The 25,429-nt window shown below is 45.1% G+C and carries 19 protein-coding genes; all 19 read left to right on the plus strand.

Features of this window, described 5'->3' with window-relative positions:
* Positions 1-15: 15 nt before the first annotated feature.
* The 19 genes from LRL22_RS00405 to LRL22_RS00495 all read left to right on the plus strand — a co-directional run bounded on the left by LRL22_RS00405 (position 16) and on the right by LRL22_RS00495 (position 25,274).
* A complete protein-coding gene (locus LRL22_RS00405; protein WP_270904434.1) occupies positions 16-3,165 on the plus strand; it encodes an efflux RND transporter permease subunit in 3,150 nt (1,049 codons plus the stop codon).
* A 580-nt stretch (positions 3,166-3,745) separates the two neighbouring features.
* On the plus strand, positions 3,746-4,831 hold the full coding sequence (rfbB, locus tag LRL22_RS00410) for a dTDP-glucose 4,6-dehydratase (RefSeq protein WP_270904435.1): 1,086 nt from the start codon (positions 3,746-3,748) through the stop codon (positions 4,829-4,831).
* Positions 4,831-5,718: a dTDP-4-dehydrorhamnose reductase gene (rfbD, locus tag LRL22_RS00415; RefSeq protein WP_270904436.1), complete on the plus strand. Its 888-nt coding sequence runs from the start codon at positions 4,831-4,833 to the stop codon at positions 5,716-5,718. Before rfbB ends, rfbD begins: the two co-directional genes overlap by 1 nt.
* Positions 5,719-5,829: 111 nt before the next feature.
* Positions 5,830-6,708: a glucose-1-phosphate thymidylyltransferase RfbA gene (rfbA, locus tag LRL22_RS00420; protein WP_270904437.1), complete on the plus strand. Its 879-nt coding sequence runs from the start codon at positions 5,830-5,832 to the stop codon at positions 6,706-6,708.
* 62 nt (positions 6,709-6,770) lie between these two features.
* Positions 6,771-7,310 carry a dTDP-4-dehydrorhamnose 3,5-epimerase gene (rfbC, locus tag LRL22_RS00425; RefSeq protein ID WP_201942265.1) on the plus strand — a complete coding sequence of 180 codons (540 nt, stop codon included), beginning with the start codon at positions 6,771-6,773 and terminating at the stop codon, positions 7,308-7,310.
* A gap of 1 nt (position 7,311) precedes the next feature.
* Entirely contained in the window at positions 7,312-8,121 is an 810-nt protein-coding gene (locus LRL22_RS00430; RefSeq protein ID WP_201942262.1) for an ABC transporter permease, read from the plus strand.
* Entirely contained in the window at positions 8,111-9,409 is a 1,299-nt protein-coding gene (locus LRL22_RS00435; RefSeq protein WP_270904438.1) for an ABC transporter ATP-binding protein, read from the plus strand. Before LRL22_RS00430 ends, LRL22_RS00435 begins: the two co-directional genes overlap by 11 nt.
* Before the next feature lie 12 nt (positions 9,410-9,421).
* The gene (locus LRL22_RS00440; protein WP_270904439.1) at positions 9,422-12,118 is read left to right on the plus strand and encodes a glycosyltransferase family 4 protein; all 2,697 of its coding nucleotides are present in this window, start codon (positions 9,422-9,424) and stop codon (positions 12,116-12,118) included.
* Entirely contained in the window at positions 12,105-13,181 is a 1,077-nt protein-coding gene (locus tag LRL22_RS00445) for a glycosyltransferase family 4 protein (protein ID WP_270904440.1), read from the plus strand. Before LRL22_RS00440 ends, LRL22_RS00445 begins: the two co-directional genes overlap by 14 nt.
* Positions 13,182-13,192: 11 nt before the next feature.
* Positions 13,193-14,302: a non-hydrolyzing UDP-N-acetylglucosamine 2-epimerase gene (gene wecB, locus LRL22_RS00450; protein WP_201942251.1), complete on the plus strand. Its 1,110-nt coding sequence runs from the start codon at positions 13,193-13,195 to the stop codon at positions 14,300-14,302.
* Positions 14,299-15,384 carry a glycosyl transferase gene (locus tag LRL22_RS00455; RefSeq protein ID WP_270904441.1) on the plus strand — a complete coding sequence of 362 codons (1,086 nt, stop codon included), beginning with the start codon at positions 14,299-14,301 and terminating at the stop codon, positions 15,382-15,384. The genes wecB (LRL22_RS00450) and LRL22_RS00455 overlap by 4 nt, the downstream gene beginning before the upstream one ends.
* Before the next feature lie 32 nt (positions 15,385-15,416).
* Positions 15,417-16,184, plus strand: a complete 768-nt coding sequence (locus LRL22_RS00460) for a glycosyltransferase family 2 protein (RefSeq protein WP_270904442.1) — start codon at positions 15,417-15,419, stop codon at positions 16,182-16,184.
* Positions 16,184-17,140 (plus strand): UDP-glucose 4-epimerase family protein, encoded by a 957-nt coding sequence (locus LRL22_RS00465; RefSeq protein WP_270904443.1) that lies wholly within the window; start codon positions 16,184-16,186, stop codon positions 17,138-17,140. The genes LRL22_RS00460 and LRL22_RS00465 overlap by 1 nt, the downstream gene beginning before the upstream one ends.
* Positions 17,140-18,165, plus strand: a complete 1,026-nt coding sequence (locus tag LRL22_RS00470; protein ID WP_270904444.1) for an MraY family glycosyltransferase — start codon at positions 17,140-17,142, stop codon at positions 18,163-18,165. The genes LRL22_RS00465 and LRL22_RS00470 overlap by 1 nt, the downstream gene beginning before the upstream one ends.
* Positions 18,162-20,147 (plus strand): nucleoside-diphosphate sugar epimerase/dehydratase, encoded by a 1,986-nt coding sequence (locus LRL22_RS00475; protein WP_100654172.1) that lies wholly within the window; start codon positions 18,162-18,164, stop codon positions 20,145-20,147. Before LRL22_RS00470 ends, LRL22_RS00475 begins: the two co-directional genes overlap by 4 nt.
* Before the next feature lie 402 nt (positions 20,148-20,549).
* A complete protein-coding gene (gene wecA / locus LRL22_RS00480) occupies positions 20,550-21,695 on the plus strand; it encodes a UDP-N-acetylglucosamine--undecaprenyl-phosphate N-acetylglucosaminephosphotransferase (protein WP_270904445.1) in 1,146 nt (381 codons plus the stop codon).
* 31 nt (positions 21,696-21,726) lie between these two features.
* Positions 21,727-22,851: a non-hydrolyzing UDP-N-acetylglucosamine 2-epimerase gene (wecB, locus tag LRL22_RS00485; RefSeq protein WP_270904446.1), complete on the plus strand. Its 1,125-nt coding sequence runs from the start codon at positions 21,727-21,729 to the stop codon at positions 22,849-22,851.
* A gap of 16 nt (positions 22,852-22,867) precedes the next feature.
* Positions 22,868-24,139: a hypothetical protein gene (locus tag LRL22_RS00490; RefSeq protein ID WP_270904447.1), complete on the plus strand. Its 1,272-nt coding sequence runs from the start codon at positions 22,868-22,870 to the stop codon at positions 24,137-24,139.
* Positions 24,114-25,274, plus strand: a complete 1,161-nt coding sequence (locus LRL22_RS00495; protein ID WP_270904448.1) for a glycosyltransferase family 4 protein — start codon at positions 24,114-24,116, stop codon at positions 25,272-25,274. The genes LRL22_RS00490 and LRL22_RS00495 overlap by 26 nt, the downstream gene beginning before the upstream one ends.
* The last annotated feature ends 155 nt before the right edge of the window (positions 25,275-25,429 follow it).

Below are 25,429 nucleotides of genomic sequence, written 5' to 3' on the forward strand. Positions count from 1 at the left end.
TGGAGTAATCGCCTCATGGCTCGATTTTTTATAGACAGACCCATTTTTGCCTGGGTGATCGCGCTGGTGATCATGCTGGCGGGCAGCCTGGCCATCATCAAATTGCCGGTCGCCCAGTATCCGAGCATTGCGCCGCCCGCTGTCGGTATTTCCGCCAGCTATCCGGGCGCATCCGCCAAAACGGTGGAAGACTCGGTAACTCAGATCATCGAACAGAACATGACCGGGCTGGATCACCTGCTCTACATGTCCTCCCAGTCTGACTCCGCGGGGCGGGTGTCGGTGACCCTCACCTTCCAGCCGGGGACCGATCCCGATATTGCCCAGGTGCAGGTGCAGAACAAGCTGCAGCAAGCGATGTCGCTGCTGCCGCAAGAGGTGCAGCAGCAGGGGATCCGGGTGCAGAAGACCTCCAGCAGCTTCCTGATGGTCGCGGCCTTCATCTCCAGCGATGGCAGCATGAACAACGACGATCTGGCGGACTATGTGGTCTCCAACATCAAGGAGCCTCTGAGTCGTCTGGACGGGGTAGGGGATATCACCTTGTTCGGCAGCCAGTACTCGATGCGGGTCTGGCTCGATCCCAACAAGCTCAACCGGGTGCAGATGACCCCGGGGGATGTGCAGGCGGCCATCAAGGCGCAAAACGCCCAGGTGGCGTTCGGCAAGCTGGGTGGCACCCCGTCGGTGGAAGATCAGCAGTTCACCGCCACCATCATGGGGCAGACCCGTCTCTCTACCGTGGAGCAGTTCAACGACATCCTGCTGCGGGTGAATCAGGATGGCTCCAAGGTGCGGCTGAAAGATGTGGCCCGGGTCGAGCTGGCGGGTGAAAGCTATGACGCCGATGCGCTCTACAACGGTCAGTCTACCGCCGCGGTCGCCATCAAGCTGGCGACCGGCGCCAACGCGCTGGATACCGCCGAGAAGGTGCGTGCCAAGCTCAATGAGCTGTCGGATTACTTCCCGGCCAACATGGAGATCGTCTACCCCTACGACACTACGCCGTTTGTGAAGATCTCCATCGAGGAGGTGGTGCAGACCCTGATCGAGGCGATATTCCTGGTGTTCTGCGTCATGTATCTGTTCCTGCAGAACTTCCGCGCCACCCTGATCCCGACCATTGCGGTGCCTGTGGTGCTGCTCGGTACCTTCGGGGTGATGGCGGCGTTCGGCTTCTCCATCAACACCCTCACCATGTTCGGTATGGTGCTGGCCATCGGCCTGCTGGTGGATGACGCCATCGTGGTGGTGGAGAACGTGGAGCGTCTGATGAGCGAGGAGGATCTCTCCCCGCTGGAAGCGACCCGCAAGTCGATGACCCAGATCACCGGTGCGCTGGTGGGGATCGCGTTGGTGCTCTCCGCCGTGTTCGTGCCGATGGCCTTCTTCGGCGGCTCGACCGGCGCCATCTATCGCCAGTTCTCGCTGACCATCGTCTCGGCCATGGTGCTGTCGGTGCTGGTTGCGTTGATCCTGACTCCGGCGCTCTGTGCCACCCTGCTCAAGCCGATGAAACATGGCGAGTTTGGGGCCAAGCGCGGCTTCTTTGGCTGGTTCAACCGCGCCTTTGATGCTGGTACCAATCGCTATCAGAGTGGCGTGCGCAAGGTGATCAAGCAGGGCGTGCGCTACAGCCTGATCTACGGCGCCATGCTGGCGGTACTGGCAGTGCTCTTTATGCGGATGCCCACCTCCTTCCTGCCGGAAGAGGATCAGGGGGTCATCATGTCCATGGTGCAACTGCCGGTGGGGGCCACCAAGCAGCGCACCGAGGTGGTGCTGGCGGACATGCGCGACTACTTCCTGAAAAACGAGAAGGATAATGTCGATTCTGTGCTGACCGTATCCGGCTTCAGTTTCGCTGGTAGTGGCCAGAACGCGGGGATGGCTTTTATCAAGCTCAAGGACTGGAGCGAGCGCAAGAGCCCGGATCGCAGCGCCAATGCCATCATCGGCCGCGCCATGGGCTATCTGTTCAGCATCAAGGAGGCGCAAGTGTTCGCCTTTAACCTGCCTCCGATCCCGGAGCTGGGGACGGCGACCGGTTTTGACTTCTTCCTGCAGGATCGCGGCGGTATTGGTCACGACAAGCTAATGGCGGCGCGCAACCAGCTGCTCAGCATGGCGGCGCAGGATCCCACCTTGGTACGGGTACGCCCGAACGGGATGGAAGATACGCCGCAACTCGATATCAAGATCGACTACGAGAAGGCGCTGGCGCAGGGGCTATCCATCGCGGATATCAACAACACCCTGGCCACTGCCTGGGGATCGTCCTACGTCAATGATTTTGTTGACCGTGGCCGGATCAAGAAGGTCTACATGCAGGCGGATGCCCCCTTCCGGATGAACCCGGAAGATCTGAAACTCTGGTATGTGCGCAACAGTGCCGGTCAGATGGTGCCCTTCTCAGCCTTTGCCAGCACCGAGTGGAGCTTCGGCTCGCCGCGTCTGGAGCGCTACAACGGCGTGCCGGCGATGGAGATCGTCGGTGAGGCGGCACCCGGCAAGAGTACCGGTGATGCGATGGCCGCCATCGAGCAGATGGTGAAACAGCTGCCGGAAGGGGTGGGCATCGAGTGGACCGGGCTCTCCTTCCAGGAGCGGCAGGCCGGTTCACAGGCGCCCGCGCTCTACGCCATCTCCTTGCTGGTGGTGTTCCTCTGTCTGGCGGCCCTCTACGAGAGCTGGAGCATTCCGTTCTCGGTGATGCTGGTAGTACCGCTCGGGGTTCTGGGGGCCATTGTGGCTGCCACTCTGCGCGGGCTGGAGAACGACGTCTACTTCCAGGTAGGCCTGCTCACCACCATAGGCTTGTCGGCGAAGAACGCGATTCTGATCGTGGAATTTGCCAAAGAGCTCTATGACAAGGGGATGGGACTGGGTGAAGCCGTAGTGGAGGCGGCGCGCCTGCGCCTGCGTCCGATCTTGATGACCTCGCTCGCCTTTATCCTCGGGGTGCTGCCGCTAGTGATCAGCTCCGGCGCGGGCGCCAGCAGCCGTAACGCCATCGGTACCGGCGTGATGGGGGGGATGATCAGCGCCACCGTGCTGGCCATCTTCTTCGTGCCGCTCTTCTTTGTGCTGGTGATGCGCTACTTCACTAGCCACAAGAGTAAAGAGGCGCGCATGGCTGCAGCGGTTGAGTCAAAAGGTGACTGATGGCATGCAGGTTTAGCTAATTTGAACAGAGTTCAATAAATCGCCAGCCAGCTTTGGTCTGGCTGACAATCAAGCAGGGCAACCTCATGGGTTGCCCTGTTTTTTGGTTAAAAATGTAAGCAAAAATTGCTCGGTTGTAAGAGGTAAAGCGTGACCCGAGCAGGCATTTCGTGACCTTGAGGTTGTGATGAGCCTCAGGTTGCCCCCATCACAAAATACTTTCGACTGTTCATCTTTGGGAAAAACGGGATAGAATTCCCTATCAAATCGGGCTGGTGCAGTGTGCCAACTCGCGGCATGTCCGTGAGAGGTAGTTGTGATAGACGCTGCCAATACATAACGATGCTGGAGGCATGATGACCAAAGGCGTGAACAATATGGTAAAAAGCAGCAAGCTGGGGGCTGTAACCCAGGGGCGGTAGCCATGATGTTTGCCTGTCATCAATGTAACTTTTGCTTTGTCTAAAATGTCAGCTCTCGGATATTGAGTGAATTTTAGAGATTGCTTCAGTTCTTCAACGTTTACTCCATTTCAGTCCGCCCCTATCACATATCAACGCCTCGCAAGAGATACATGTTTATGAAAATCCTCGTGACCGGTGGCGCTGGTTTTATCGGCTCTGCCGTGGTGCGCCATATCATCCGTGATACTCAGGATGCAGTCATCAATCTCGATAAACTCACCTATGCGGGAAACTTGGAATCCTTGGCCGATGTATCGTCGAGCGAGCGTTATGCGTTTGAGCAGGTGGATATCTGCAATCGTGCCGAGCTGGATCGGGTGTTTGCCCAGCACCAGCCGGATGCGGTGATGCACCTGGCCGCCGAGAGCCATGTTGATCGCTCCATCACAGGACCGGCTGACTTTATCGAGACCAATATCGTCGGCACCTATATGTTGCTGGAAGCGGCACGAGCCTATTGGAACGGTCTGGATGAGGCGCGCAAGGCGGCCTTCCGCTTCCACCATATCTCCACCGACGAGGTGTATGGGGATCTGCCCCATCCGGATGAAGTAGCCATCGGTGAACCACTGCCGCTCTTTACCGAGACCACCCCCTACGCCCCCAGCAGCCCCTATTCTGCCTCCAAGGCTTCCAGCGACCATCTGGTGCGCGCCTGGCGCCGCACCTACGGTCTGCCGACCATCGTCACCAACTGCTCCAACAACTACGGCCCGTACCACTTCCCCGAGAAGCTGATCCCGCTGGTAATTCTTAACGCGCTGGATGGCAAGCCGTTACCTGTCTATGGCAAGGGCGACCAGATCCGTGACTGGCTCTACGTGGAAGATCACGCGCGTGCGCTCTACAAGGTGGCGACCACAGGCGTGGTCGGTGAGACCTACAACATCGGCGGTCACAACGAGAAGCAGAATCTGGAGGTGGTCCACACCATCTGCGATCTGCTGGACGAGATGGTGCCGAAGGCGGGCTCTTACCGCGATCAAATCACCTATGTAGCGGATCGTCCCGGTCACGATCGCCGCTATGCCATCGATGCCAGCAAGATGAGCAGTGAGCTTGATTGGCTGCCAGAGGAGACTTTCGAGTCAGGTATTCGCAAAACCGTGCAGTGGTATCTGGATAACCAGCAGTGGGTCAGCAACGTCAAGAGTGGTACCTACCAATCTTGGATTGAGCAGAATTATGGGGATCGTGCCTGATGCATATTCTGCTGTTTGGCAAAAATGGCCAGGTAGGCTGGGAGCTGCAACGCGCACTCGCACCGCTTGGCCGCATCACCGCCGTTGATTTTGACTCCACCGACTATTGCGGCGATTTCAGCAACCCGGCAGGGGTGGCCGAAACGGTACGTCTGGTCAAGCCGGATGTGATTGTCAACGCCGCAGCCCACACCGCAGTCGATAAGGCCGAAAGCGAGCGGGAGTTTGCCGAGCTGCTTAACGCCACCAGCGTGGCAGCGATAGCCAAAGAAGCGGAGGCATTGGGTGCTTGGCTGGTGCATTACTCCACCGACTATGTGTTCGATGGCAGCGGTGAGCGCCCCTGGGTGGAAACAGATGCAACCGCCCCGCTCAACGTCTATGGCGAAACCAAGCTGGCGGGTGAGCAAGGGGCCGCGCTTTGTTCCCGTCACCTGATCTTCCGCACCAGCTGGGTTTACGCCGCTCGTGGCGCCAACTTTGCCAAGACCATGTTGCGTTTTGGCAAAGAACGTAGCGAGATGTCAGTGATCAATGACCAGTTCGGCGCTCCGACCGGTGCCGAGTTGCTGGCTGATTGCACCGCCCATGCGATCCGTGTGGCGCAGAGTAAACCCGAGGTCGCTGGGCTGTACCATCTGATTGCCTCTGGTACAACAACCTGGTTTGACTACGCCCAGCTGGTGTTTGCCAAAGCCAGAGAAGCCGGGGTTGAACTGGCTGTCACGCAACTCAATGCGGTGCCGACCAGCTCCTTCCCAACCCCGGCCAAGCGCCCCCATAACTCCCGCCTTGATACTGGTAAATTCCAGCGCACCTTCGATCTGGTGCTGCCGGAGTGGACCGTCGGTGTGGAGCGGATGTTGATCGAGATCCTCGGTAAGTAAATTACTGGCCTGGGATGTAGTGACTGCCTCCCTGGCTGGCAGGGATAAAACAGGAAGGTGTGGCCGCAAGCCACCCTTTTCTTTGCAATTTAAAAATAAGAAACAAGCATCATGACCAAACGTAAAGGTATTATTCTGGCCGGTGGCTCTGGCACCCGTCTCTATCCGGTCACTATGGCGGTGAGTAAGCAGTTGTTGCCTATCTATGACAAGCCGATGATCTACTACCCGTTAAGCATCCTGATGCTGGCGGGTATTCGCGAGATCTTGATCATCAGCACGCCGCAAGATACCCCCCGCTTTGAGCAATTGCTGGGGGATGGCAGCCAGTGGGGGTTGAACTTGCAATACAAGGTGCAGCCAAGTCCGGACGGGTTGGCCCAAGCCTTTATTTTGGGTGAAGAGTTTATAGGTTCAGATCCCTGTGCGCTGGTGCTGGGGGACAACATCTTCTACGGCCACGACCTGCAGAAGCTGTTGGCGGCGGCAGCGGCCAAAGAGAGTGGCGCTACCGTCTTTGCCTACCATGTGCATGACCCCGAGCGTTATGGGGTGGTGGAATTTGATAAAGAGGGTACCGCTATCTCTCTGGAAGAGAAGCCACTGCAGCCCAAGAGCAACTATGCGGTGACCGGCCTCTATTTCTACGACAACGGCGTGGTGGAGATCGCCAAGAGCCTGAAGCCGTCGCCCCGTGGTGAGCTGGAAATTACCGATGTAAACCGTATCTACCTGGAGCAAGGCAATCTGTCGGTGGCCATGATGGGCCGTGGTTATGCCTGGCTGGATACCGGTACCCATGAAAGCCTGATTGAAGCGAGCAACTTTATTCAGACCATCGAGACTCGTCAGGGGTTGAAAGTCGCTTGTCCGGAAGAGATCGCCTATCGCAAGAAATTCATTGATGCAGAGCAAGTAAAAACGTTGGCGACACCACTTGCGAAAAATGCTTATGGACAATACCTGTTAAGGATGGTTTCGAAAGTATGAGTTGGAGTTAAGGGTGTACACCCATTCCTGCAAAATAAACTAAATAAAATATGGATATGAAGATGAATGTAATCGAGACCGCGATCCCTGATGTACTTATTTTTGAGCCCAAAATATTTGGTGATGAGCGTGGCTTTTTCTTTGAGAGCTTCAACCATAAGCTGTTCGAAGAAGCAGTAGGATATCCTGTTACTTTTGTTCAAGATAATCATTCTAAATCCTCGAAAAACGTGTTGCGTGGACTACATTATCAATCATCTCCACACGCTCAGGGAAAGCTGGTGCGATGTGTAGTAGGAGAAGTATTTGATGTAGCAGTGGATATTCGTGAAAGTTCACCGAGCTTTGGAAAATGGGTCGGTGTTCATCTATCAGCTGAGAATAAGCGGCAATTGTGGATTCCTAAAGGGTTTGCCCATGGCTTTATAACTAGAACAGAAACAGCAGAAGTTTTATATAAAGCAACAAATTATTATAACCCCAAATATGAGAGAGCCATTAGATGGGATGATAGAACTCTAAATATTAACTGGGGGGACGTGCACACCCCTATTATTTCGGATAAAGACAAAATAGCACCATATTTCTACCTTGGATCTTAAGATGAAAGATTTAATTTTAAAGTTTATTTTTTTGTTTGTTAAAAACTGGAATCTTATTGTATCATTAACTAAAAGAGATATAGCATCTAAATACAAAGGTTCCTTGATCGGAGTCCTGTGGTCATTTATATTTCCTCTATTGATGTTGACTGTATATACATTTGTTTTTAGCGTTATATTTCAAGCTAGGTGGTCTGGAGGTGAAGGCTCTAAAACGGAGTTTGCTTTAGTTTTATTTTGTGGTCTTCTATTTTTTAATCTTTTTTCTGATTGCATATCAAGAGCGCCAACTTTAATTACATCCAATGTAAATTACGTTAAAAAAGTAGTTTTTCCAATAGAAATATTACCTATAGTATCTCTACTATCTTCTTTCTTTCATTTTGTTATTAGCCTCATTGTGTGGATTATTTTCTATATCATATTTTTTGGTATGCCACATGCGACATTTATATTAGTGCCATTGATATTCATTCCTTTTGCCATGATGGTCCTAGGCTTGTCATGGTTTTTATCTTCACTTTCTGTATATGTAAGAGATGTAACTCAGATTGTTGGTGTTGCAGTAATGGTGTTGATGTATTTATCCCCTATATTTTATCCTGTATCAATGTTGCCAGAATCATATCAGGTTTTTATGAAGCTAAGTCCCCTTACATTTATAGTTGAGTCAGCTAGGGATCTGATGATATTCGGTAATGGACTAAATATGTTTGAGTTTTTCTTATACACAGCAATTTCATTGTTAACTATGGTATTTGGTTATATTTGGTTTTTGATTACAAAGAAGGGCTTTGCTGATGTCATCTAATAACATAGCAATAAGTGTTAAAGATATTTCAAAAAAATATGACATGTTTTCAAGTCCATTTGAAAGACTGTTAAGTCTTTTTTCTATTAAAAGCGAAAAGCATAAAGAGTTTCTAGCATTAAAAAATATTACATTTGAAGTCAATAAGGGAGAAACAGTTGGTATATTGGGTCGAAATGGAAGTGGTAAAAGTACATTGCTACAAATCATTGCTGGCACATTAAATCCAACTGATGGTGATGTAAATGTTAATGGTCGTCTAGCTGCATTACTTGAACTAGGTTCTGGATTCAATCCTGAATTTACCGGGCGTGAAAATGTATATCTAAATGGTTCTATTTTAGGTTTTACTCATGAGCAAATGAAGGGTAAATTTTCTGAAATTGAATCATTTGCAGATATCGGTGATCATATTGATCAACCCGTTAAAACATATTCTAGTGGTATGGCTGTGAGGTTAGCATTTGCTGTACAAGCCTGCATTAAGCCCGATGTACTAATAGTAGATGAGGCTCTTGCAGTAGGGGATGAAAAATTTCAAAGAAAATGTTTTGAGTATATAGAGTCATTACGTGAAAATGGGTGCTCAATATTGTTAGTTACACATTCAACATCTACTGTAGAGAAATTCTGTCAGAGAGCAGTTTTGCTGAATAAAGGTAATGTTGAGGGTATCGGAGCAGCAAAGGAAATTGTCGATCAATACCATGCATTACTTTACTCAGATGAAAAAACATATGCTAGATATTTGAATTCGCTATTGCCAAATGAAATATCCTCATCCGATGTCGCCAATGTTCCAGAAGAGCCAGTTATTAATGATGATATTTCTGATTATAATAATGAATCATCCAGTAATGATGCGCTTATAACTAAGTGGGGATGTTACGATACTAATGGTAATCCCTGCGAGGTTTATCGTGTCGGTGAAGTCGCAAGTGTAGAGTTTGAAATCTCTTCTCTAGGGAATATTAATGAGTTGCAAGCTGGCATACTAATTAGAACTATCGAAGGTGTATCAGTGTTTGGAACAAGTACTTTGTATCATAACATGAACATCCATAACCTGCGAGCGGGTGAAAAAGCAATAGCCAAGTTTGCTTTAAATTTAAATTTATGTGAGGGAACATACTTTGTAACGTTAGCAATAGCGGAGTCAATCAGTCATGCTGATATGAGATATTTAGATAAAAAAACTGATGTTTTAATTATGAAGGTTTTTCATGGTAAAACCACCATGTCGGGAATAGCAGCATTGCCCGTTAACGTTTCTCTGAAAATTTCATAATAAAGAGGAAGTATGTACAGAATATTAATGGTTAGTGAAAGCTATAAACATGGTGGTGTGGAAACATATATAGATACAATGTCATCTTGGCTACATGGAAAAGATTGTAAGCTATATTTGGCTACAGGGGAATCGAATGAAAGCAAGGTAGTTCACGCATCAATTGATAAATATTACAGTGGTCTAAAACTTTCACATGACAATTCTTTGGCTGAATTACTTAAAACAATTGATGAGTTAAGAAATATCATTCGAGAGCAAAATATTGATGTGGTACATGCCCACCCATTTGGTAGTATAATTCCGTCTGTATTCGCTGCAAAATTAGAGAACAAGAAACTAGTTTTAACTGTGCATGGACCAAGCACAATAACATCCTTTTCTGGAGCACCATATAACGATCTTCTAAGGTATATAATAGGATGTTCTGTTGACTTAACTTTATATGTATCCGAGGAAATGAAGTTCATATCAGAGCCGTTTTTTAGAAGAGATGGAATGATATTACCTAATTTTTTTGATTTTCATGAATTAAATAATATTGGCAGGAATAATAAAAATATAGCTCATGTCTCAAAACAAAAATGGGTAGTCGTGAGCCGTATTGATGCTCAAAAGTTACCAGGTATCATACATTTTATAGAATTAGCATCTAAGTCTAATAAAATTTATGAGGTCGACATCATTGGTAATGGACCTGTTTTAGAGGAATTAATTGATTATATAAAATCTCATGGTTTTTTATGGGTTAATATTATTGGTGACGTTGCGAAACCATCAGAGCTTTTTGAAAAATATTTTGGTGTGGCTGGTATGGGTAGAGCCCTTTTAGAGGGCATAATAGCTGGGATGCCAGCTGTTTTGGTCGGTTACGATGGTGTCAAAGGTATTGTTGATAACGCTCTTTTTGAAAAAGCTAAAACTTGTAACTTTTCAGGACGATCGTTACGTACGGTAGAGGAAGAGGATTTTGAACGTGCTTTAACTAATATAAAAGTTTTAGATGGAATTGAAGTCTGTAATTATGATGTAAATGAAGTATTACCATTATATTTTGCTAAACTAGATCAGGTTGATACTACCGCGCCAGAAGTGTTGTATTCATTGTATTATTATCTGCAATCAAGTAATTTGACTAACGCTAGTGATGAGTCGTATATATCCTCACCTATTTTTTTAGGTGGGATATATACGTACGCAACTCGTAGAAATATTGATCACTTATACCAGCGAATCCATGACCTCGAAGAGACTATGTCACAACGATTTCATGATGTTAATGTCACTAATAAATTACATAATGAGGACATGGCAGAGAAGCTATCTAGAATCGAAGCTTCATTGACGACTTTTTACTCTTATTTAGAACATTCTAATGTTAAAAGTAAATCCATAAAGATAAATAGAATGAAATCCTTATTTTTAAATGTAAAGTGGTTGTTTGATAAAAACAAAAGATATGTAGCCATAAAAAACATGTATTGGTCTTTACCTGAATGGTTAAGGCTGAAGCTGGATGGACATAGGCATCGGTATGTCCAAAAAAAATTACTTAGCAATGTATCAAATATTAACCTACATAAAGATGTCACGACAGAAGAATGCTCTCTATGTGAGCCAGATTGGTTATTGGCGGCTAAAAAAAGTTCTAAACTATTAATTGTTCCTTGTGGATTTGAGTTTGATGAGCTTGTAAATCAGAGACCTATTAATGCAGCGAAAGAGTTTTCAGCTCTAGGATTCACGGTGTTATTTGTTGCCTGGCAATGGTCTCCCCATGAAAAACTTAGTAAAGGGTGTGGTCTAGTTTATGACAAGGTATATCAGGTTCCGTTGTATGAGTTTACGAACGCTGTAAAAAATATAAATTATTATTTTGGTGAAGCAATATTTTTGATTACTATGCCAGCAAAAATATTTCTCGACGTTTTATATATTTTACGCAGAAAAAACTTCTCTATTGTATATGACATAATGGATGAGTGGGAGGAATTTAATCTTGCAGGCCAAGCTCCTTGGTATAAAAAAGAGATAGAGGAAGGAATACTCCTATCGGCTGATAGCGTATTTTGTGTTGCACCTTCTTTGAAAGAGAAATTTTCATTCATTAGAGCAGATATAGATGTTCTTGGTAATGGATATTCTGAGGTGGTACTTGGTGATAATAGGTTCATTGCTGATAGAAATGCAAAGAAAATTGGTTACGTAGGCCATCTCACAGATGCATGGTTTGATTGGGATTTTATATTTAGATTGGCGTTAGATAATAAAGAATATGAAATTCATATTATTGGCTATGGCGAGCCTGATTATATTTATAACGAGATCGAAAAGCATAGCAATATATTTTTCCATGGGAAGGTTTATCCAAAGGATCTGCATAAGCATATTAAGCATTGGTCCATTGGTCTCATCCCATTTAAGAAAGGAAAATTGTCACAAGCTGTTGATCCGATAAAAATATATGAATATTTGTTTTTTGGTCTTGATGTAATTGTTACTGGCATAGAACATTTGTCATCATATCCAAATACGGTTGTTGTTGATAAAGAACAACTTGAACAAGTTAACATAGATGAGCTTAAACTTAGAGTTAATAAAAAAGACATAAATGCATTCTTACTTAAAACCTCATGGCATGCTAGATTTGAGTATATGGGGAAAATATCGAAAAATAAAAAGATAGGGCGTCTATATGACCATGAATAAAATTGCCTTTATATATCCCTGGGCTACATTTGGTGGTGTTGAAAGAGTTCTTATTAATCGAGCACTTGCATTTTCAAGAAATAAAAAAATAGCTGTTAACTGTATTGATATTATATTTACTCATGATTCTGGTGGATTGGCACCCTTGAACAAGGTTATAGATGACTATGGATTATCTTCCTTGTGTAATGCTAAGGTCACTGATTTGTCTGCTCTTAGAGATGGAAATTACGACTGTGTATTTTGTATAGATTTCGAGGCGGCAATAGATTTTTGTGATAGAAATAGAATAAAATATTATGTAGAATGTCATACTACTTATAAGTATGGCTGGGATTATCTTACCAGACTACCAATATCATGTTGTGGGATCATTGTTCCTTCAGTTCTTTTCAAGAGTAAATTAGCAGATTTTTTATCTGTAAATAGAGAAAATAAACATAAAATATTAACGGTGCAAAATTTCGTACCTTGGGATATAGTTGATGTAACGAGTTATAAAATTAATGAAAATATTTTTTGTGGCTATAATTTAAAGCCAATATTATTCTTTTCTAGACTTGATAAACACAAGAATCCACTTGAGGCTTTGGATGCTTTTTGCAAATTCAATCAAGAGAGAAGAGATGAATACTTTATGATTTTATGTGGACCTCTTGGTGCAGATATTGATATTTTTAGTGAAATATCTTATAGAGGGCTTGAGGGGCGTGTGATTATATTGCCAGAGATAAATTTTTCGAAAAGTGAAAAGTTACTCTTTTCGATACACAAGTCAAGAGGTATTTTTGTTTCATGTTCTATTGGTGAATCCTTTGGTTTATCTGCAGCAGAAGCAATTTGTATGGGGATACCTGTAGTGTTATCCGATATTGATGCCCATAAAGAGTTAGTCGGAGATTACTCTGATGAATTTACTTATAATTTAGGGGATAGCACAGACTTGAGTTTAAAATTAGCATCAGTAGCTGATAATTACATTCAGGCATACGAGAAAATGCTCTTACTGAGGAATACATTCTCATCTGATAAGTTTATGTTAGATTGGCAAGAAATTATGTAATTGGAGCATGTATGAAAAAAATAATGTGCGTTGTTGGAACTCGGCCAGAGGCCATTAAGATGGCCCCAGTGGTTAAAGCGTTACAGAAAGCTGATGACTTTGATGTTATTGTTCTGGCAACGGCTCAGCATCGTGATTTGTTAGATCAAGCATTTGCCCTATTCAATATTCAAGCGGACTATGACCTTAATGTGATGACTCCGGGACAAACGCTACCAGAGCTGACATCACGTCTAATGTTGAGCATAGATAAAACGCTGGATGAGGCAAAGCCCGACATGGTTATAGCTCAGGGTGATACAACAACAGTGTTTGTTACCGCTCTTGCATGCTTTTACAAAAAGATACCATTTGCACATCTAGAGGCTGGGCTAAGAACTCATGATCTATATTCTCCTTTCCCTGAAGAGGCAAATCGAGTTCTAGCTGGCCACTTGGCATGCTTGCATTTTGCACCAACTTCCGTTTCCAGAGAAAATCTGCTTCGTGAGGGAATTTCACAAGAGCAGATTACTGTAACTGGAAATACAGTTATTGATGCACTTCTAGAAACAGCCAAGACGGACTTTAATCTTGGTATCGAGATCCCTAAAGATAAGCGAATTGTATTAGTAACATCTCATCGAAGAGAGAACTTTGGTCAACCAATAGTAAATATTTGTAAGGCGATTTTGGAGTTAATAGAAAAGCACGAAGATATTTATGTGCTTTTCCCTGTGCATCCCAACCCGAATGTCCGTGAGGTTACTGACCGTTATCTGCGTGGCCATGAGCGTATACAGCTAGTTTCGCCATTTGACTATGGTCCATTTGTGACGGCGATGAAGTCCGCATATCTTATTCTTACTGATTCAGGTGGCGTTCAAGAGGAAGCTCCGGCGCTTGGTAAGCCTGTACTGGTTTTGCGTCGTGACACAGAGCGTCCTGAAGCCGTAACAGAGGGGGTTGTCAGATTAATCGGTACAGAGACAATAGATATTGTTCGTGAGGCATCTCAGTTACTATCCGATAAAGTTTCATACGATAAGATGGCTATTGGTGCATCGCCTTATGGTGATGGTAATGCTAGTAAGCGCATTGTAGAGATAGTAAGAAATTACTTTAATAGCAAGCAAATATGAGACTGGTATATATATCACCTGTACCTTGGAGTAGTATAAATCAACGTCCACACTTTTTTGCGAAAATGGCAGTTAAGTATGGAGTTGATGAGTTACTATGGGTTGAACCATATCCAAGCCGATTTCCTAATTTTGGAGATCTTCTTCCGGGGCGCCATGCCCCGGAACCATCAGGTCTTGCAAACATAGATCATGTGCAGATTGTTTCGGCTGGTTCTTTAATGCCTTTAGAACCTATTGAAATATTATTTGATTTCTTCAATGGTAGTCGTATTAATAAGTTGATTAACTCAATTCTTGAGTTTGTCGGAACGGAAAAGGCTGGTATTGTTATAGGTAAGCCATGTCGCCTTTCTCTTGCCTTACTCAAGGCAAGAGGCTGGGACTTCTCCTGTTATGATGCTATGGATGACTTTCCATCTTTTTATCATGGCCTATCTAGAACACACATGGCTCTAATGGAAGCTAATCTCATCAAAGAGGTTGATATCATAATGTGTTCTAGCCATGAGTTATATGACAAGTTTATTCATGATAAAAAGTTGCTAGTTTTAAATGCCTGTGCTGATGGGGTAACTAAAGAGCAAGATGTTGACAAAAGTCAGGGGCATGTTTTTGGTTACATTGGAACGATTGCTAGTTGGTTTGATTGGAAATGGGTAATAGAGCTAGCCAATTTAAATCCAACATCATCTGTTCATCTATTTGGCCCTGTCAAGAGCAGACTCCCGACATGTTTGCCAAAAAATGTTATTTTGAAAGGTGCCATACCTCATAGTCAAGTCATGTCAGAAATCTCGAAATTTGATGTGGCAATCATCCCTTTTGTTATCAACGAGATTACCCGGTTTGTTGATCCAGTAAAATACTACGAATATGCGCTTGCAGAAATACCTATTCTCTCGACTAACTTTGGCGAAATGGTTTGGCATCATAGAGAGATTATAAATAAAAGCAATTGTCATTATTCTATACCTAGCGGGACATTATTTTTCGCGCATGACCATATGAAAGCAAGAGTGCCCAGATGGAGTGATCGTTTCGCTGTGTTGTTTGATGAGGTTTTTCAACGTTGCTCTTAATATCAATGGTGTTATTTAATCCTGATAAGATATTGTTAGGTACAGTTTTTGATAAGCTTTTTGATGCGTTGAACTCATTTAATCATCATGATTTATCCACTAGCCTAGTTGTTATTGATAATAGTAGTCAACCATCAAAAAAAATTAAAGAATATATAGAATCCATCCAATGCTTTAACTCAATAAAATATATTGGCCGTGATGATAACCCTGGCTTTGGGATCGCACACAATCAATCCATGCGATATGATAGCAGTTTAAAATACCACCTCATCCTTAACCCGGATCTTGAAGTTGCTCCAGATGCACTGAAAAATGCGCTCGAGTTTATGGAGCAACATCCGGATTGTGGATTATTGACGCCTTTCGCTACATGGGAAAATGGTGAGGTACAACGGCTTTGTAAACGCTATCCAACCGTATTTGATTTATTGCTGCGTGGTTTTGCGCCCGCGTTTGTGAAGAAGTTATTCCAGACTCGCTTGGCGAAATATGAGATGGCAGATCAGCTCAACAATCGTGACGTGCTGTGGGACCCACCCATTGTCAGTGGTTGTTTTATGCTGTTTCGCACAGATGTTCTGCAGCAGCTCGGAGGGTTTGACCCTCGCTTCTTCCTCTATTTTGAAGATTTTGACATCAGTTTGCGGGCAGGAAAGATCAGCAGGATTGCTTATGTCCCTCAGGTGAAGGTCGTTCATCACGGTGGGCATGCATCCCGCAAAGGCTGGCGCCATATCTGGATGTTTGGGCGTTCCATGGTGACTTTCTTCAATATTCACGGTTGGCGTTGGTGGTAATGGCAGATATCAAAAGTACAGTCTTGGTGACAGGTGCCAACGGATTTGTAGGCAAAGCGGTCTGTGAACACCTGCTTAGGTGTGGAGCGAATGTGAAAGGTGCAGTACGCAGTAGCCCGCTCGCTTCGTACCAGGTTCAGGCTCCCTCTTTGACTGCCGATGCAAACTGGACAGCCCAATTGCAACAGGTGGATGTGGTTGTTCACTGTGCAGCCAGGGTGCACGTGATGTCGGATACCGCGACAGATCCTTTGGCGGCTTTTCGAGCGGTGAATACAGAGGGCACCCTCGCTCTTGCTCGACAAGCGGCTGAGGCAGGAGTAAAGCGCTTCATCTTTATCAGTTCGATCAAAGTGAATGGCGAGCAGACCGAGCCTGGCAAGCCATTTGATGAGAATGTGCAAAGTCCGCCAGAAGATCCCTATGGACGCTCGAAATATGAGGCTGAGCAGGGGCTGATGGCACTCGCGAAAGAGTGTGGTATGGCTGTAACCATCATCCGTCCTCCTCTTATTTACGGGGAAGGGGTAAAGGCTAATTTTGCCAGCATGATGACCTGGGTGCGCAAAGGGATCCCGCTCCCTTTTGCCCGCTTGACCAATGCGCGTAGCCTGTTGGCGTTACCTAATCTGTGTGATTTTATTGCCCATGCGATGGCGCACCCGGCTACAGTGAATCAGGTCTTTTTAGTCGCAGATCCTGTCGCAGTGTCGACGTCGCAGTTATTGGCGGCGATTGCAGAAGCAGAAGGCGTTAGCTGTCGGCTTTTTTATCTCCCACCAGGAGTAATAAGAGTGCTTGGACGCTGTTTGGGGATTGATGCCAAGCTACAACGGATTTATGGCTCTCTGGAAATGGATACCCGCAAGGCTCAGAGCCGATTACAATGGTCGGCACCCTATTCGCTCTCTCAGACTCTATCTCTGATGGCGTCAATCCATAGTGAGTCGTCTTGATGCTGGCATTTGTTTTGTTGTCGATATTTTGTCTGTTTCTTTCAATCACCATGACCGGCCTGCTCAGGCGCTACGCCCAGACCCGCTTGCTTGACCAACCCAATCATCGTAGTTCGCATCAGGTGCCCACCCCGAGAGGCGGTGGCATGGCTATCGTGGCGACCTTTCTGCTGGCAGCCCCGTTGTTTGTCACCCTGATCCCACTGCCCTCTGGCATATCCCAGAGCAGCTTCGCATTGATATGGGCTGCGGCGCTGGGAATTGCCTTGGTTGGTTTTATAGATGACCACATCTCTCTCAAGCCCCGAACCCGCCTGATTGTGCAGAGCATGGCGGCAGCTTTGGTGGTATCTGCGGTTAATGGTTTGCCAGCGCTGACCTTCTTTGGCTGGCAGCTGGATCTTGCCTGGTTTGGTTACCTGCTGGCCTGGCTGGGGGTGATCTGGTTTATCAACCTGTACAACTTTATGGATGGCATCGATGGCTTGGCAGCTGGCGAGGCCGTTGTCGTCTGCCTGTTCATGGCGTTATTTCACTATTTGGTTGGGGGGGAGTGGTCGTCTGCCAGTTTGATCCTGCTACTGGGGATTTCGGCGGCGGGCTTTTTGTGCTGGAATTTTCCGCCCGCCAGGATCTTTATGGGGGATGGTGGCAGCGGATTTCTTGGCTTGATGCTGGCTTCCCTGATGTTGCTGGATGCTGCATCTGCACCTCAATTCCTGTGGGCATGGCTCGTCATGCTCGGAGTCTTTGTGGTTGATGCGACCTGGACTTTGCTGAATCGCTTTCGCCTGAAATGCCGTTTGAGCCAGGCTCATCGGACCCATGCATTTCAGTATGCGGCGAGGCGTTGGCAGAGCCATCGAAACGTGACTTTGGCTGTGCTTCTTATAAATAGCCTCTGGCTTGCGCCGATCGCTGTCATGATTGTATTGGGCCAGCTCGATGGTGTGAGCGGTCTGGTCATTGCCTACTTGCCGTTAGCTTTTCTTGCGTATCACCTGAATGCAGGAGTACCAGAATGAGAAATGAGCTTTTACCCGGTGGGAGCTGGCTACTGACTTGCCTGGGCTCCCTGTCACGAGCCAGCAAGCGTGCCATCTCTGTCACCGTTGATATGCTCCTGATCACCATGACCTATTGGGGGGCGTACTGGATCCGGCTTGAACATAATTGGCCAATCGATAGCCCGCATCACTGGGCACTCCTTGGCGCAATTATCATTGTCAGCCTCAGTCTGTTTGTACGGCTGGGGCTTTATCGCGCAGTGCTCCGATATGTCAGCTTTCGGGTGTTATGGACAATCTCGCTAGGGGCATTTCTTTCAACCTGTTTCTTTGTTCTCTCTGCGTTTTACTTCGATATCTTTCTGCCGAGAACGGTCTCGGTTATCTATCTCTCCTTTTTGGTGTTACTGGTTGGTGGTGTAAGGCTGTTTTTCCGGGCGCTCCTTAATACCACCCGTTTGGCTCGCACCCAGGTGTTGATTTACGGCGCGGGCTCTTCGGGCCGACAGTTGCAAATGGCCTTGTTGCAAGGCAATGAGTTTTATCCCGTTGCCTTTGTTGATGATGATCCAGCCAAGCAGGGGTGTGTAATCCAGGGGTGTACTGTCTATAACAGCGCCCAGCTGCCAACCTTGATTGACCACCATGGGGTGCAGAAGATCTTGCTGGCTATGCCGAGCAGCACCAGAGCGCGTCGTCAGGAGGTGATTAATGCACTTGAGCCCCTCTCTTGCGAAGTGCTCTCTATCCCGGGGATGGCCGATCTGGTCAATGGCTCTGCCCGCATAGATCAGCTCAATGAGGTCTCCATCGACGATCTGTTGGGCAGAGATCCGGTAGAGCCGGTGACCACCTTGATGGAAGCCAATATCACAGGTAAAGCGGTCATGGTAACAGGTGCCGGTGGCTCCATTGGTTCTGAGCTCTGCCGCCAGATCTTGCGGTGCCGGCCATCCACTCTGGTACTGTTCGAACTATCCGAATACGCCCTCTATGTCCTGCACAAGAACCTGCGGGAGCAGTGTCAGCGTGAAGAAATCGAAACGGATCTGGTGCCGTTACTGGGGTCAGTGCAGCGCCAGCATCGTCTCAAGACGGTGATGCAGAGCTTCAGGATCCAGACCGTCTACCATACGGCTGCTTACAAACATGTCCCGCTGGTTGAGTTCAACATCATTGAAGGGGTACGTAACAACGTATTCGGCACTCTTTATGCGGCACAGGCGGCCATTGAGGCAGGGGTGGAAACATTCGTGCTTATTTCTACCGATAAAGCCGTGCGGCCAACCAACACCATGGGGGCCAGCAAGCGTCTGGCCGAGTTGATCTTGCAAGCCTTGACCCGCGAGAAGCACAGCACCCGTTTTTGTATGGTGCGTTTTGGCAATGTTCTTGGATCTTCCGGCTCAGTGGTGCCGTTATTCAGGCAGCAGATAGATAAAGGGGGGCCCATCACCCTGACTCACCCCGATATTATCCGTTACTTTATGACGATACCCGAGGCTGCCCAGCTGGTGATCCAGGCTGGCGCCATGGGGGAGGGGGGCGATGTCTTTGTGCTCGATATGGGTCAACCGGTACGGATCATGGAACTGGCCAAACGCATGATACGCCTCAGCGGTCTGACACTGCGTGATGAGCAGCGGCCCGATGGTGATATCGCCATCGAGGTGACGGGGTTGCGACCGGGTGAAAAGCTCTACGAAGAGTTACTGATTGGTGATGATGCCAGAGGAACCGAGCATCCCCGGATCATGGTGGCACAAGAGAGCTGGCTGCCCTGGTCGCGACTGCGCCCCTTGCTGGCCTCGCTGGATGATGCTTGTCACCGTTTTGATCAACAGCAAGTGCGCGACATCCTGATGCATGCTCCGGCTGCCTTCGAACCGACGGATGGTATTTGTGATCTGGTGTGGCTGGCCAAGCAGCAGCTACCACCAAGTGATAATGTTGTTAAATTGCCCTCACATAACATAGATTTTTTGCTTGCCAATCACTGAGTTTTTATATTAGCGCCCATTATTGGGCGCTTTTTTTTTGCTCCCCCCTCAATTTGTTTGTTTTTTAATCGATCGAGCCAGTCATGGACCAGATTGGCTACTCATTTCGATGAACCATAGGTACAATCCCCCCCCGCTATTTCGGAATTATCCTACATTTTGGCGTGAAATATTGGTGCACAGTGTAGGGGTTATGGCGAATAGCTGGCGTGGCGACTGGTTTTGTCGCCCCTCTTGCCAGAGGTTGCTGATTGTAAATCACAACGCTATTTACTAACTCTTTTAACAATATAAAAAGACTGCATGCACACTGGGAGCTGTAACTCAGGGGCGGTAGCTATTCAATTTTTCAATAATCTGGTTGTTTATTGAGCTGGCATTGGCTGTTTTGCCATCAATTGGATGGCAGGCAGTAATCAAGCAAATAAAAAGCAGGTCGCCATCAGAAGCGAACCTGAAATTTCTAGGGATAAAACAATAATGGAAACGTCTGGTCTGGTTGCATTCGTTGGAACCGCGCTGGCTATCGCCTGTTTGCGTCCACTGTCTGCCAAGCTACAACTCGTTGACTTACCGAATCAACGTAAACAACATGTCGGTGCGATCCCCCTGATTGGTGGGATTGCGGTTTGTCTGGGGGTATACCTCAGCGTCTTCTTCACCCTTCCACTGCAGAGCGCGATCATCACCATGCTGGCCTGTGCCGGTTGCATGATGGTGATTGGTGCTATCGATGATGCCAAGGATATCTCCCCCTGGATCAGACTGACCCTGCAAGCATTGCTCATCCTTATCCTCTGCCTGTCGACCGATATCAGCCTCCATCAGTTTGGTGATGTGCTGGGCATCGGGAACATCACAATTCCATTTATTGACTTGCTGATTGCCGTTGTTGCGGTCTGTGCTGCGATCAATGCCTATAACATGATGGACGGTATTGATGGTCTGGCTGGCAGCATGGCAGGTATTTCACTCGTGGGGCTATCTATTCTGTTTGCCAGCACCATGCCTGATATGACTCATATCTGTTTGGTGATCACCATTGCTCTGGTCCCCTATCTGATCGTCAATCTCAATATTCCTCCTTTCAAACGCAAGATCTTCCTGGGTGATGCCGGCTCCATGTTCCTCGGCTTTATCATCGGCTATCTGGTGCTGTTTGGTTCACAACATAATGAGCTGGAACCTGCATTTCGCCCTGTGACAGCACTCTGGTTGATCGGCCTGCCGCTGATGGATATGGTGGGCATCATGGTCCGCCGTATTCGCAAAGGCCAATCCCCTCTGCGCCCGGATCGCAATCATCTGCATCATATTCTGTTGCACGCCGGCTTTACCCCTCGCGAATCCCTATTGCTGATTGTCGTTGCCAACCTCGGTGTTGTGTTCTTCGGTATTCTGGCCGAACAGGCCAAATTACCGGAGTGGCTAATGATGGGGCTCTATCTGTTGCTGTTTGTGGCTTATTCGCTTTGTCTGACATATGCATGGAAGTTTGGGCGGTGGGTTAAAAAGTTTAAAGAAAGAAATGCATACAAGACACATTAATTGTATTGAGAGTATATAAAAGGCTGTAAACATGAATAAGAAAAAGGTTTTGACAGTATTTGGAACAAGACCCGAAGCGATTAAGATGGCTCCTTTGGTACATCAGTTAGCTAATGATGAACGCTTTGACGCTCGAGTTTGTGTTACTGCTCAACACAGAGAGATGTTGGATCAGGTGCTTGGGCTGTTTGAGATAACGCCTGAATATGACCTGAATATTATGAAAGCTGGTCAGACTCTCAACGACATTACTGCCAGAATACTGACGGAATTAAAGCCTGTCTTGCAGGATTTTAAACCTGATGTTGTTCTTGTGCATGGTGATACCGCTACAACATTTGCGGCAAGCCTTGCTGCTTATTATGAACAAATTAAAGTTGGACATGTTGAAGCTGGATTACGAACGGGAAATATTTATTCCCCTTGGCCAGAAGAGGCAAATAGGAAACTAACTGGTGCGCTTGCATCTTACCATTTTGCCCCTACAGCAACATCGCGGCAAAACCTGCTTGATGAAGGATATGATGAAAATCATATTTATGTGACAGGAAATACAGTGATTGATGCATTGTTGATGGTGAAGCATAAAATCGAGAATAATCGAGAGCTTTCCGATAATCTTGCTACATGTTTTCCGTTCCTCGATGCATCCCGTCGTATGATCTTGGTGACTGGGCATCGTAGAGAGAGTTTTGGTGGTGGATTTGAGCGCATCTGTGAGGCATTGTCTCTGATTGCAAAAAAATATCCTGATGTACAAATCGTTTATCCTGTACACCTAAATCCAAATGTGCAAGAGCCAGTTAATCGTTTATTAAGCGGTCTAGATAATGTCTATTTGATAGAACCGCAAGAATATTTACCTTTCGTCTATCTCATGAATCGTTCATATCTGATTTTGACCGATTCAGGTGGAATTCAAGAGGAAGCCCCCTCACTTGGAAAGCCCGTTTTGGTTATGAGAGATACTACCGAGCGTCCTGAGGCTGTAGACGCTGGCACAGTTGTGCTTGTGGGGACCGATATTGACGTTATTTGTAGTAAGGTAGAGCATTTACTGGAAAATGTATCTACATATACAACTATGTCCAAAGCACATAACCCATATGGTAATGGACAAAGTTGTGCACACATAGTTGAACACTTGATTCTGTAGTCTCTGGAGATATAAAGTGTTCAAGTCATTAATCAAAGATACGATCCTTAATTTTTTAGGTAATGCAGTTGTAAGAATATCCTTCATTTTTCTATCAGTGATTACTGCCAAAATATTATCAGATACAGACTTTCAACATTTTACTATACTAATTTCAACGCTAAATATGATTGTTGCTGCAATTGGATTTGCACTTAGTACAACGATCGTGAAAATTGTGTCTGAACTTTTATGTCAAAACAATTCTTATTTTTTGAAACAATTATCTAGTTTTTGGCAGAGTGTCAAATTTACTTCTATAATTGTATTAACTATGGCAATCATTTTTGTGAAGCCTGTTTCAGAGAGCTTGTTTTCGGGGAATTATTTTTTTACATTATATTTTTATATTTTAACTGTAGCAGCTATTTCTTCTGTAGTGGCATCTTCATATATGGTTGCCATGAAAGATTTTGGATATCTATCGTACAATCGAATAGTATCAACAATAGTGTACCTAATTTCTTTATTATTGCTCTATGTATTTAAAGATGGTAACGCATTTTATGTTTTTTTGTCTACGGCATTATTTTATGTGTTTATGACGTACCATCCAATAATGAGATATTTTTCACGGATAAAAAACATAATTAAATATACTGAACATTCAGGAGGTAATGAAAAATATAAAAACCCATTTATTGATATTACGCTGCCTGCATTCTTTTCAAATTTAACATATTCTTTAGCTACTTGGTTGCAGATCTTTGTCGTCTTAAATATATATAAGGATAGTCAGGCTGCAACATCTATAGCAGTTTCACTTATGTGGTTTAATGCTCTTACATTTATACCACAATCCTTATCAACTGCACTTTTGCCAAGATTAATTTCTGCATCTAAGCGACAAACCAGTCAGGTGTTAATGGTTAGTTGTGGAGTGAATTTAATATCAACACTAATTTGTATCGTATTGCTTTATATTGCTTCTCCAGTTATTGATGCCTTCTATGACAATCAAGTTACTAATATATCCTCTCTTATTATTTATATGTCTATAGCTGCATTGCCATGTGCTTTATGTAAGGTTACTGGACAATATTTTATTGCAAAAGGCGAAATGTATACATCATTGCTATTTAATATAATATGGTCTTCATTGTTAATGCTGTCGACAGTTATATTTTTGAATAGTCAGAATGGCGCGTTTTCGGTAGCATATGGATTAATTATCTCTTATAGTATTCTTCTTCTGTGTCAAGCAATATATATTTGGGTGAAAAATGAATTTAATTATTTTAACAAATAGAGTGTACGACCTAGATGGTAAAGATCTTACAATTGGCGGAATTCAAACCTATTTGATAAATCTCTGTGATGTAATATTTCATAAGATTGGTGTGAAGCCTGTTATATTACAATATGGGAACGAAGACTTTTTTATAGACAAAGGACTCCACTATGTAAAAGGCGTTGATGTCTGTAAAGAACCCAATGAAAGGAGAAAAATAAAAAAATTGTCGAAATGTCTTCAGTCCACTTATGAACCTAGTAATACCATTGTTATATGGGGATCTGATCAATATAGTTTTAAGCTAAAAAATTATAAATCCATTAATATTCAACATGGTATCGCGTTTGATACAGAAGCAACAGATACATTTATCAAGAAACTTGTTGTAAACTCTCCTCTTGTTGTAATTTATAAGCTGTTACAAAGATATCGTGCAAGAACTCTAGTTAAAAATGGGGCTAAGGTTGTTTGTGTTGATTACAACTTCAAAAACTGGATTAGAACATATATTTCAAGTGAATATGAAAAATCCCGTTTTGTTGTTATCCCTAATTTCTCGGAGTTACTTGATAGTAAACTTGTTGATTACGATACCGAAGCAGATGCAACGGTAAGAATGGTAATTGCTCGCCGCTTTGTAAAGCGACGTGGGATTGAACTCGCTGTAGAATCCTGCAAGATTCTTCTTGAAAAGTTTAGTCATTTATTCGTGACCTTTGCGGGTGATGGACCAGAAAAATATCGAATTGAGAGATTACAAGAGCTATTCCCAGGTCGTGTCAATATTACAACTTATAAAAGTCAAGACAGCATAAATTTTCATCGTGATTTTGATATTGCACTTGTCCCATCCATAGGATCAGAAGGTACATCGCTATCATTATTAGAAGCCATGTCAAGTGGCTGCATTTGTGTAGCAACAGATATTGGTGGAATGACAAATATTATTATTGATGGTCATAATGGATTTATGTCCTCACCTGATGTCAAAGATCTTACAGAAAAGTGCTCGATAGTGATCGAAAATTATAAACAATTAAAATACGTAAGAAGAAATTCAATAAATACCATATCAAATTCATTTAGCAAAGAGCAGTGGAGTGGTAAATGGGTTTCCCTACTTAATGATTTAATCGGCGAAAAGGGCTGATAGAAAAATGAAGGATAAATTCACCATTATATCGACATTTATTTTGTCCTTAGTTATATTTATCCCTAGCATTAAATTTTTCATTTTTAGCCCAGTTGTCAATATGATTGTTTTTGTTATGATGATAGGCATCTCAATTTATTGCATTCTATATA

Source organism: Aeromonas sp. PI_26, assembly GCF_027854445.1.
Lineage (GTDB): Bacteria > Pseudomonadota > Gammaproteobacteria > Enterobacterales > Aeromonadaceae > Aeromonas > Aeromonas veronii.

What these genes read in the sequence shown, in the direction of transcription:
- LRL22_RS00445 (WP_270904440.1), top strand. Translation starts at nt 12,105, where the DNA reads ATGACCATGAATAAAATTGCCTTTATATATCCCTGGGCTACATTTGGT.
- LRL22_RS00405 (WP_270904434.1), top strand. Translation starts at nt 16, where the DNA reads ATGGCTCGATTTTTTATAGACAGACCCATTTTTGCCTGGGTGATCGCG.
- LRL22_RS00495 (WP_270904448.1), top strand. Translation starts at nt 24,114, where the DNA reads ATGAATTTAATTATTTTAACAAATAGAGTGTACGACCTAGATGGTAAA.
- rfbA (WP_270904437.1), top strand. Translation starts at nt 5,830, where the DNA reads ATGACCAAACGTAAAGGTATTATTCTGGCCGGTGGCTCTGGCACCCGT.
- rfbC (WP_201942265.1), top strand. Translation starts at nt 6,771, where the DNA reads ATGAATGTAATCGAGACCGCGATCCCTGATGTACTTATTTTTGAGCCC.
- LRL22_RS00475 (WP_100654172.1), top strand. Translation starts at nt 18,162, where the DNA reads ATGAGAAATGAGCTTTTACCCGGTGGGAGCTGGCTACTGACTTGCCTG.
- LRL22_RS00430 (WP_201942262.1), top strand. Translation starts at nt 7,312, where the DNA reads ATGAAAGATTTAATTTTAAAGTTTATTTTTTTGTTTGTTAAAAACTGG.
- wecB (WP_270904446.1), top strand. Translation starts at nt 21,727, where the DNA reads ATGAATAAGAAAAAGGTTTTGACAGTATTTGGAACAAGACCCGAAGCG.
- rfbB (WP_270904435.1), top strand. Translation starts at nt 3,746, where the DNA reads ATGAAAATCCTCGTGACCGGTGGCGCTGGTTTTATCGGCTCTGCCGTG.
- LRL22_RS00440 (WP_270904439.1), top strand. Translation starts at nt 9,422, where the DNA reads ATGTACAGAATATTAATGGTTAGTGAAAGCTATAAACATGGTGGTGTG.
- LRL22_RS00455 (WP_270904441.1), top strand. Translation starts at nt 14,299, where the DNA reads ATGAGACTGGTATATATATCACCTGTACCTTGGAGTAGTATAAATCAA.
- wecB (WP_201942251.1), top strand. Translation starts at nt 13,193, where the DNA reads ATGAAAAAAATAATGTGCGTTGTTGGAACTCGGCCAGAGGCCATTAAG.
- LRL22_RS00465 (WP_270904443.1), top strand. Translation starts at nt 16,184, where the DNA reads ATGGCAGATATCAAAAGTACAGTCTTGGTGACAGGTGCCAACGGATTT.
- LRL22_RS00435 (WP_270904438.1), top strand. Translation starts at nt 8,111, where the DNA reads ATGTCATCTAATAACATAGCAATAAGTGTTAAAGATATTTCAAAAAAA.
- LRL22_RS00470 (WP_270904444.1), top strand. Translation starts at nt 17,140, where the DNA reads ATGCTGGCATTTGTTTTGTTGTCGATATTTTGTCTGTTTCTTTCAATC.
- rfbD (WP_270904436.1), top strand. Translation starts at nt 4,831, where the DNA reads ATGCATATTCTGCTGTTTGGCAAAAATGGCCAGGTAGGCTGGGAGCTG.
- wecA (WP_270904445.1), top strand. Translation starts at nt 20,550, where the DNA reads ATGGCAGGCAGTAATCAAGCAAATAAAAAGCAGGTCGCCATCAGAAGC.